Raw genomic sequence first — 9,981 nt, forward strand, 5'->3', positions numbered from 1 at the left:
TGTGAACGGCCAAGCCCGAGCTCCCGTTAGGAGACCCCGTCATGCCTATAGTCCCGTTTACCCGCCGGTCCTTCCTCGCCGCGGGGAGCTTTGCCGTTGCGATGGGAGCCCCGGGCTTGCTTGTTCCGGCCCGCGCGAAGGGCCTCGCACCCACGCCAACGATGCGTGGCGGCGCCAACAACTACCGCCCTGGCGCACCGATCGTGGACAGGATTGGCGGCGGGGGGTTTTGGATGACCGGCACAGTCCGGCGCGCAGGTGATGGCGCGCCGCTTTCCGGGCAGCGCATCCAGATCTGGGCGCACACGACCGAAGGGCATGAGCGCGACCAGCGGAGCCATGGTGCGACGCTTACGGATGAGAACGGGGCGTTCCGTCTCGAGATGCCGCAGATCGTCCCTGCTTTCGGACAGCCGCATGGCCATCTTGCCTATGACAGCGGTGACTTTGAAACCGTCTTCCTGCGCCCCGTCATGCGAAGCGCCAAGGATACCAGCCTAAGCGCGCATTTCGTCCTCCGGCCTATCTAAGTGCAGTGGGCGCAAAGAACAGGAGCCCAGCCCGGAGTGCCTTGATTTGGTGCATCTTTGCGGCAGCGATTGCTGTGCCAGTCACTGCCGCAGCAATGAGCCCGCTGCTGGCATGGCGCCAGCCGGTCTACATCGCGGCCGGGTTTGCCGGGGTGATCGCGATGGCGCTGCTGCTCGTACAGCCTTTGCTCGCGGGGGGATACTTGCCCGGTTTGCCTGCACGGCGCGGCCGGCGCGTGCATCGCTGGACCGGCGGAGCGTTGATCGTGGCAATTGCGGCTCACGTTGCCGGCCTTTGGATCACGAGCCCGCCGGACATGATTGATGCGCTTCTTTTTGCTTCGCCAACGCCGTTTTCCGCTTGGGGCGTGGCCGCAATGTGGACGGCCCTCGGTGCCGCGCTGCTGGCTGCATTCCGCGCCCGTTTCCGCCAGAACCTGCGCACCTGGCGCCGCGGTCATACTGCGCTTGTATCCATAACCGTCATCGGGAGCGTGGCTCATGCCATGATGATCGAAGGAACGATGGAGACCGTGTCAAAGACCGTGCTCTGCGCCTGCGCACTCGCAGCAACGGCCAAGGCAGTAACAGATCTCCGCGCGTGGGCGATCCGTCCGCACCGGGGGTCCTGAGGGTGATCCCGCCTGTCTTCTGCAATCGGGGTGCGGAATATTGCCCGCCATCAGACTGGCTATCCGAAGCAGTCACCCTGATAAGGTCACTGTTAGCTGGAATGGCGGCCCCGGAGGAGCGGCTGGACAGCCCGGACTTGCCCCCAAGCGGCCAGGCCGGGAGTCTTGTTTCAGATGGGGCACTGGGTGGTTTGCGACAGCGGTGCCTGCTTCGAAAATAGGGACCGGAGCCGGAGCGGCGGGACCGGCCGTTCACGGATGTGATCCTGCTCTAAGCTGTCAAAGGCAGATTCGAGCTGATCGAAATGATTTCAAGGCCACGGTCCGCTCGGTCTCGTTCAGGCGCTGGAGCGCGTCGAGAAAGCCATGGTCCCAGCGGGCCAGCCTATTGCCCCGAGTGCTTCCTTCGCGCGTCGGGCCCGTCGGCCGTGGCACTTCGGAGCCCCGCGCCCATGACACGGCGGCGATGACCCGTCTGCGGGGTGTCTCAGAGCAGGCTACGGGTTTCACCTGGACGGTTTGACGGCCGCTTCCAGCCGGATCTCTGCACGGTCACAAGGGGGGAATAACACCATTGCAATCAGCGAATTGCGGAGCCGGATCAGGGGGCGATGTCTGTTTTCTGTGCGCCCGCGGCAATTGCTGGTCAAACATTATGCAATCACCATTGGTATTTAAAAAATTTCCGCGCCGGGTTTGCGCATTCCGCCGCGATGCAGAATCGATGAAACACCTGCCGGGGACATGCTGTCTGAATTGGGAGGTGTGTGGCGGCCATACGAATTGGACCTCGAAGCGGCCGCCACACGGATTGCAACACGAAGTTGCGGGGACAGGTAAGGGAACATGGCGCTATCGCGCAAGTCCCCGGCCGGTTTCCCTGCCTGGAGGATAGTATGAACTTTCTCACATCCACGCTCGCCGGATCGGCTGTCTTTGCCTCGCTGGCCGGCGCTGCCATGGCTGCCGAAGACACCATCAAGGTCGGCGTGCTGCACTCTCTGTCGGGCACAATGGCGATCTCGGAAACCACTTTGAAAGACACCATGCTCATGCTCATCGGCCAGCAGAACGCGAAGGGCGGCCTTCTGGGCAAACAGCTGGAGGCCGTGGTGGTCGACCCGGCATCGGACTGGCCGCTGTTTGCCGAGAAGGCCCGGGAACTGCTGACCGTGCATGATGTCGACGTGATTTTCGGCAACTGGACGTCGGTCAGCCGCAAATCGGTTCTGCCGGTGATCGAGGAACTGAACGGGCTTCTGTTCTACCCGGTGCAGTATGAAGGTGAAGAATCCTCGCAGAACGTGTTCTACACCGGTGCGGCTCCGAACCAGCAGGCCATTCCGGCAACCGATTATTTCCTGGAAGAACTGGGCGTCGAGAAATTCGCGCTTCTTGGCACCGACTATGTGTACCCGCGCACCACCAACAATATTCTGGAAAGCTACCTGAAGGCTAAGGGCATCGCCGCCAGCGACATCTTCGTGAATTACACCCCGTTCGGTCACTCGGACTGGTCGAAGATTGTGGCGGACGTGGTTGCTCTAGGCGCTGACGGCAAGAAGGTTGGCGTGATCTCGACCATTAACGGCGACGCCAATATCGGCTTCTACAAGGAACTTGCGGCGGCTGGCGTGTCGGCAGACGACATCCCGGTCGTGGCCTTCTCGGTAGGGGAAGAGGAACTGGCCGGCCTGGACACCTCGAACCTGGTGGGTCACCTGGCGGCCTGGAACTACTTCCAGTCGGCAGATACCGATGTGAACGCCGAGTTCGTCAAGACCTGGAAGGCCACGATGGGCGAAGAGCGCGTCACCAACGACCCGATGGAAGCGCACTACATCGGCTTCAACATGTGGGTGAATGCGGTCACCGAGGCCGGCTCGACCGAGGTGGATTCGGTGCGCTCGGCCATGTACGGCCAGGAATACCCGAACCTGACCGGCGGCATGGCGGTGATGCTGCCGAACCACCACCTGGCCAAGCCGGTGCTGATCGGCGAGATCCAGGAAGGCGGTCAGTTCGATATCATCAGCCAGACCGAAGAAGTGCCGGGCGACGCCTGGACAGACTTCCTGCCGGAATCGGCGGTTCTGAAATCGGATTGGAAAGACCTCGGCTGCGGCATGTACAACACCGAGACGGAGACCTGCGTTCAAACCCTGTCGAACTACTAAGGGCTGAACCTGCGAAGGGGGCCGCCCTCTGGCCCCCTTCCAACCGGAAACGCGGACAATCCCGACATGATACGACTATTCCTTGCGGGTCTCGCAATTCTGTTGTCATGCCTGACGGCGGCGGCGCAGGACGGTGATATCCAGCCCATTCTGCAGGAGCATCAGGCAGCGATCGCCAAGAGCTCGCGCAAGACCATCGGCCCGGCCATTGAAGCGATTGCTGGCAGCGGCCTGCCCCAGGCGCAACATGTGCTTGAGACATGGGCGGCCAAATCAATGTGGATGCGCAAGTCTGACGGTCTGTTCTTTGCCGGAGCGGACACTGGAAACCACAGCAGCCAGCTGACCGATTTCGACAGCGGCGAGGTGGCGGGGACATATCCCAAGAAAGAGTTGCAGCAGCTGAAACCCAATAGCGGCATCCGGGCGATGATCGGCACGGCGCTGGTGCAGTTTCAGCTGGCAGACCCGGATCCGGCCAAGCGGCAGGCAGCGCTGACTTCGATTCAGCGCGAACCGCAAGCAAGGCTGCTGGCGCCGCTGCGCGCTTCGATCGAAAGCGAACCGGAAGCAGAGCTGAAGGCCAGGAAGCAGCGACTCGAGCGGTTGCTGACCATTGGCTATGATGAGGATACCAGGGCCCGGGTAGCGGCGATCGCGGAAATGTCCGGCGATCTGGGCGTCGACGTGCGCGCCGCGCTAAACCCGCTGGTAGCGGTGGAGCGGGATGCAGCGCCGGGGGAGGTGCCCGGCGGGCTGAACATTGCTGAGATACTGGAACCCGGCGCAGACGGGTTTTCCGAGGCTGAAGCCTACGACCTGCTGGTGACCAAGGGGCTGGCCCCGGCGCGGGTGTCGCCGGATGACGTGCGCACGGCCCTCGCGGCCAATATCGAAGCTGGCCGCGCCGGAGGCATACCGGTCGCGCAACTGGACCAAGACGCCGCGCGCAGCCGCGCCTATGCCGTTCTGGCAGCAGCAGGCAAGGTGCCGCCGCTTGTCACGCAGGCGGATATTGATACCGCCCTTGCGGCGCATGTGTTCTTTGACAGCTATACCGAGCCATCGGCGGAGGTTACGGCTGCGGCCAGCCTCGCGCTGGACGCAATAACTCTGAAGGTCGGCGTGAACCAGGCGCTGGACCTGACGCTGGATGCCTTGTCCCTGGCCTCGATCTATTTCCTCGCTGCCATTGGCCTCGCCATAACCTTTGGCGTGATGGGGGTGATCAACATGGCGCATGGCGAGTTCATCATGATGGGCGCCTATACCGGCTACGTGGTGCAGCAGATCATTCCTGATCACACGGTGTCGATCATCGCCGCCATCCCGCTGGCATTTGCGGTCACCTTTGCCGCCGGCGTGGCGATGGAGCGGCTGGTGATCCGCTGGCTTTATGCACGGCCGCTGGAGACCCTGCTGGCGACTTTCGGGATTTCCATCGCCCTTCAGCAGCTTGCCAAGAACATCTTCGGCACCCAGGCGCGGCCCCTGACCGCACCGGGCTGGCTCGACGGGGCGCTGGCGGTGAATGACGTGGTGTCGATCAGCTATATCCGCATCGCCATCTTCATTATCGCCCTGATCTTCCTGGGCGTCTTCCTGCTGATCATGAACCGGACGAGGCTGGGGCTGGAAACCCGCGCCGTGACGCAGAACCCGCGTATGGCAGCGTCGATGGGGATCAACCCGGGGCGCGTGAACATGCTGACCTTCGGCCTCGGGTCCGGCATTGCCGGGATCGCCGGTGTCGCCATCGGCTTGTTTGCCAAGGTAACTTCGGAACTTGGCAGCGACTACATCGTGCAAAGCTTCATGACCGTGATTGTCGGCGGCGTCGGCAATATCTGGGGCACGTTTGCAGGTGCCGCGATGATCGGCTTCCTGCAGAAGGGCATCGAGTGGCTGAATCCGTCGAACACCCTGGCGGCACAGACCTACATGATCATCTTCATCATCATTTTCATTCAGTTCCGGCCGAGGGGCATCATTGCCCTCAAGGGCCGCGCGGCGGGGGATTGATCCATGCAGCGCTCTTTCATTGCCGCTAACCCGTCCGTCCTGGTCTTCCTTGCCTGCCTGGCCCTGTTTACGCTGGTTGTGACGGTGCTGTCCGAAGGCTTTGGCGCCGGAGTGATCCCGACCAGTTTCATCAAGACGCTGGGCAAGACCCTGTGCCTGTGCCTGATCGCTGTAGCGATGGACTTGATTTGGGGCTTTACCGGTATCCTGTCTCTCGGCCATTTCGCCTTCTTCGGCCTGGGCGGCTACATGATCGGCATGTGGCTGATGTATGAGCGCACCCGACTGATCGTGGTTGAATCGCTGGGCCAGGCCGGGATCCCGCCGACCAGCTCCGAGGTCGTTGATGCCATCGGCAACCAGATCTTCGGCGTAGTGGGCGCATCCGAGTTTCCGCTGATCTGGGCCTTTGCCGGCAGCCTGTTCGTGCAACTGATCTTGGTGGTTCTCGTGCCCGGGCTGCTGGCCCTGGTCTTTGGCTGGCTCGCGTTCCGCAGCCGGGTGTCGGGCGTGTACCTGTCGATCCTGACCCAGGCAATGACGCTGGCGCTGGCGCTCTACCTGTTTCAGAACGACAGCGGGCTGCGCGGCAACAACGGACTGTCAGGGCTGCAGAACCTGCCAGGGGTCGAGGCGCCGCAGGATGCGGTGTCGCTCTGGTTCCTCTGGGCCTCAGCGCTGGCCCTGGGGCTGGGTTACCTGCTGGCAGCCTGGGTCGTGTCGGGCAAGTTCGGTTCGGTCATCCGCGGTGTGCGGGACGACGAGGCCCGGGTGCGGTTTCTCGGCTATTCGGTCGAGACCTACAAGCTGGTGGTCTTTACACTCACAGCCTGCACCGCGGCAATTGCCGGAGCGCTCTACTATCCGCAGGCAGGCATTATCAATCCGGCGGAAATCGCGCCCATTGCCTCGATTTACCTCGCAGTCTGGGTGGCGTTTGGCGGGCGCGGACGGCTCTATGGCGCTGCTGTCGGTGCGGCCTTCGTCAGCCTTCTCAGCACCTGGTTCACCGGCGGGCAAGCCCCCGACATTCCGCTTGGGTTCTACACCATCAAATGGGTCGACTGGTGGCTGGTGCTTCTGGGCTTGTCCTTTGTCGCGGTCACCCTGTTTGCACCAAAAGGCCTGGGCGGACTGATCGATCTTTGGACCCAGCGCAGAAGCCCCGACCGGCACGGCGCAGATCTTGGCCGGGATGACGGGGCCCTGCGCGAACAGGAGGCCAGCCAGTGAGCACGCTTCTCGAAGTGTCCGGCGTGTCCGTCACCTTTGACGGGTTCCGCGCCATCAGCAACCTGTCTTTCCGGATCGGCGAGGCCGAACTCAGGGCGGTGATCGGGCCGAACGGCGCCGGCAAGACCACCTTCATGGATATCGTCACCGGCAAGACCAAGCCGGATGAAGGCCGGCTGACCTGGGGGGAGAAATCCATATCGCTCCTGAAGATGAGCGAGGCCGAGATCGCGCGGGCCGGGATCGGGCGGAAGTTCCAGAAACCCACGGTGTTCGAAGACCAGACGGTACAGGAAAACCTGCTGATGGCGTTGAAAAAGCCGCGGGGCTGGCTCTCGGTTCTGACTTACAGGCCCAGTGCAGAGGATCTTGAAAAGGTGGCCGAACTGGCCCGGGAAATCGGCCTTCTGGGCGAGTTGAAACGCAAATCAGGCGAGTTGAGCCATGGTCAGAAGCAATGGCTGGAGATCGCCATGCTGCTGGCGCAGGACCCGCGCCTGCTGCTGGTGGACGAACCGGCGGCCGGCATGAGCCCGCAAGAGCGCGAGCATACCACCGGGCTTCTGCTGGAAGCGGCCAAGACGCGGGCCGTGGTGGTGGTGGAGCATGACATGGAATTTGTCCGCCGCCTGAACTGCAAGGTGACGGTGCTGCACGAAGGCTCGGTCCTGGCGGAAGGCAGTCTCCAGCACGTCACCTCGAACCAAGAAGTCATCGATGTCTATCTGGGGCGCTGAACCATGCTGAAAATCCGGGATCTGACGCTGCATTACGGGCATTCGCAAATCCTCAACGGCATCTCGATGGAAGCCGCTCCGGGCGAGGTAACCTGCGTGATGGGCACCAATGGCGTGGGCAAGACCAGCCTGATCAAGGCGATCTCGGGCACCCACCCGCGGTCCGGCGGCACCGTTGAGCTGGACGGCGAGGCATTGGGCGTTCTGCCGGCCCACAGGCTGGCACAGAAGGGCATCGCGCTGGTGCCGCAGGGGCGTGAAATATTTCCGCTGCTGACGGTGCGCGAGAACCTGGAAACCGGGTTTATCTGCCTGCCGCCTGCGGAACGCTTCATTCCGCAAGAGATTTTCGAGTTGTTCCCGGTGCTTGAGGAAATGGAGAGCCGGCGGGGGGGCGATCTGTCGGGCGGGCAGCAGCAGCAGCTGGCAATTGCCCGGGCGCTGATCACCAAGCCGCGGCTGCTGCTGCTGGACGAGCCGACGGAAGGCATCCAGCCCAACATCATCCAGCAGATCGGCGAAGTTATCCGGCTGCTGCGGGATCAGGGCAACATCGCGATTGTACTAGTCGAGCAGTTTTTCGAGTTTGCCTATGAACTGGCCGACCGGTTCGTGGTTCTGCGCCGCGGCGAGGTGATGATGTCCGGGACGAGGGCTGAACTGCCGAAGGAAGCTGTCCTGAAAGGCGTCTCTGTATAGTCCGTATCGAAAGAACAAGATGAGGCCTGGTGCAGAAGGAATGCTTCAAGCGGGTCTTGCATGGGAAACTGAACCCCTGTTTTGCCACGTGACCGGGCATTCCGGCACATTGCAGTGAAAGCCGGAAACCCGCCCTCCCTGCTGACGTGCTGCCGGATTTTCACTGCATGTCAATGACGCAGGCCAGGCGGCCTGAACGGAAAAAGTCTATCCGTTCATCACAAGCGCAGATTGCTGGCCGGTCATCCTCCGGACTTCCGAAACCGCCTTGGCAAGCGCCGGGCCGACCTCGTCCTGGATACGCTGGTCAGACAGCAGCTTGGTGGTGGAACTGGCGAGGAAGGCCACCGGCTCTCCCAGATCCGATGGCCGGTAAGGCACTGCAACCGCATTGATGGTCTCGGAAAACCGGTCGCCGCCCCGCACCTGGGTGTGGCCGTCGGCCAGGATCTCGTCATGCGCGGCCAGCCTGATCGCCGCGATTTCGGCAAGCAGCTCCTCGGGCTCATCCCTGCGGCTCTCCAGAAACCGGGCGAACTCTTCATCGCTCAGCGCACCGAGATAGGCCTTGCCGCTGGAGGAGGTGTGGAGCGGCATCCGGTAGCCGACATCCAGCCAGATGGAGGAGGAATCCACCGGCCGCCACGCCTTGGTCAGCAGCATCCGCCTGTCGTCCTTGATGCTGATCGCGGTCAAAGTGCCGGTTTCATCCGCCAGCCGCTGCATCACGGGGGACGCAATCTCGACAAAGGCAAACGAGGCCGCGGCGATATTGCCCAGTGCCAGCGCAGCCGGGCCAAGGCGGTATTTGTCATGCCGCCGCCCGTGGGTCAGGTAACCCAGCGCGCAGAGCGTGAAGGTCAGCCTGGACACCGTCGGGCGCGGAATGCCGGTGCGCTCGGAGATTTCGAGATTGCCCAGGCCGTCATCCGTCGGGCGGAAGGCCCTCAGGATCGTCAGGCCGCGCGCCAGAGTGTTGGCAAATCTCTTGTCCGATGAATCGGCTGGCATGGCATTTCCTATGTCTGTCCAGGCATCCGGCCTGTGCGGGGCAGTCATTCTGTGCTGGCCCTCAATATTACTGAACCGCATTTGACAGCACCAGTGAGATCGGCGGGAAAGCAACCAGCAGGATCAGGACGACCACATCGACGCTGAGGAACCGCCAGATCCCGGAGAACACCATGCCGACCGGGGCCTCCCTGCCGACGACATTCGACAGGACAAAGACGTTCAGCCCCACCGGCGGGGTGATCAGGCCGATCTCCAAGAGCTTCACCACCACGACACCGAACCAGATCAGATTCAGCCCATAGGATTCCACCAGCGGCACCACCAGCGGCAGAGTCAGGACCATGATCCCGATCGGATCCAGGAACATGCCGAGCATCAGGTAGACCACGCAGATTGCAAACAGCAGCACCGCCGTCGAAAGCTCTGCCTGCGCGACCCATTCCACCAGCGCGGGAGCCATGCCGGTCAGCGCGATGGCCGCGACAAAGATCTTCGCACCGGCCGCAACAAAGAATATTGCAGCGGTTTGCACGCAGGTTTCCCGCACCGCCTGCCAGATGCCTGCAAGATCCAGCTGCCGCTGCACCAGGCCGATCGCCGCGGTCAGCACCACGCTCACCGCCGCCGCCGCAGTGGCGGTGAAGTAGCCGCCGTAGATCCCGACGACGATCACCGCAAAAATCAGCGCTGCAGGCCAGGCCCTGCGGAAGGCGGTCAGCTTCTCGGCAATGCTGGCTGCCTCGCCGCGCGCAGGAACCGCTGCCGGATCGGCCCTGATCCACATCGCGATGACCAGAACAAACCCCGCCAGCGTCAGGAGCCCCGGCAGAATGCCGGCGATGAACAGCTTGTTGACCGAGGTCTCGGTAAAGATCGCGTAGATGATGAACAGGATGCTCGGCGGGATCAGCGAGCCCAGCGTGCCCCCCGCCGCGAC

General features: G+C 62.6%; 9 protein-coding genes. 7 read left to right on the forward strand and 2 right to left on the reverse strand.

The window, feature by feature from the left end:
- The first annotated feature begins 101 nt into the window (after window positions 1-101).
- The 7 genes from ACOHWE_RS16950 (at window position 102) to urtE (ending at window position 8,030) form a co-directional block, all read left to right on the forward strand.
- Window positions 102-530: a peptidase associated/transthyretin-like domain-containing protein gene (locus ACOHWE_RS16950; protein ID WP_420667917.1), complete on the forward strand. Its 429-nt coding sequence runs from the start codon at window positions 102-104 to the stop codon at window positions 528-530.
- Between the two features lie 95 nt (window positions 531-625).
- Complete coding sequence (locus ACOHWE_RS16955; protein WP_420667904.1) at window positions 626-1,162, forward strand: ferric reductase-like transmembrane domain-containing protein; 537 nt, start codon at window positions 626-628, stop codon at window positions 1,160-1,162.
- Window positions 1,163-2,058: 896 nt separating this feature from the next.
- Complete coding sequence (gene urtA, locus ACOHWE_RS16960; RefSeq protein ID WP_420667905.1) at window positions 2,059-3,339, forward strand: urea ABC transporter substrate-binding protein; 1,281 nt, start codon at window positions 2,059-2,061, stop codon at window positions 3,337-3,339.
- 66 nt (window positions 3,340-3,405) lie between these two features.
- Window positions 3,406-5,361, forward strand: a complete 1,956-nt coding sequence (gene urtB / locus ACOHWE_RS16965; protein ID WP_420667906.1) for an urea ABC transporter permease subunit UrtB — start codon at window positions 3,406-3,408, stop codon at window positions 5,359-5,361.
- 3 nt (window positions 5,362-5,364) lie between these two features.
- On the forward strand, window positions 5,365-6,594 hold the full coding sequence (locus ACOHWE_RS16970) for an ABC transporter permease subunit (protein ID WP_420667907.1): 1,230 nt from the start codon (window positions 5,365-5,367) through the stop codon (window positions 6,592-6,594).
- A complete protein-coding gene (urtD, locus tag ACOHWE_RS16975) occupies window positions 6,591-7,331 on the forward strand; it encodes an urea ABC transporter ATP-binding protein UrtD (protein WP_420667908.1) in 741 nt (246 codons plus the stop codon). The genes ACOHWE_RS16970 and urtD overlap by 4 nt, the downstream gene beginning before the upstream one ends.
- Before the next feature lie 3 nt (window positions 7,332-7,334).
- Entirely contained in the window at window positions 7,335-8,030 is a 696-nt protein-coding gene (gene urtE / locus ACOHWE_RS16980) for an urea ABC transporter ATP-binding subunit UrtE (protein ID WP_420667909.1), read from the forward strand.
- A 207-nt stretch (window positions 8,031-8,237) separates the two neighbouring features.
- Here the strand turns inward: urtE and ACOHWE_RS16985 are convergent, their stop codons facing one another.
- On the reverse strand, window positions 8,238-9,041 hold the full coding sequence (locus ACOHWE_RS16985; RefSeq protein ID WP_420667910.1) for an IclR family transcriptional regulator: 804 nt from the start codon (window positions 9,039-9,041) through the stop codon (window positions 8,238-8,240).
- 67 nt (window positions 9,042-9,108) lie between these two features.
- Window positions 9,109-9,981 (reverse strand): TRAP transporter large permease subunit (locus ACOHWE_RS16990; protein ID WP_420667911.1); only part of this gene is annotated, 873 nt, incomplete at its 5' end.

This window comes from Cribrihabitans neustonicus, assembly GCF_048820895.1.
Lineage (GTDB): Bacteria > Pseudomonadota > Alphaproteobacteria > Rhodobacterales > Rhodobacteraceae > Cribrihabitans_A > Cribrihabitans_A neustonicus.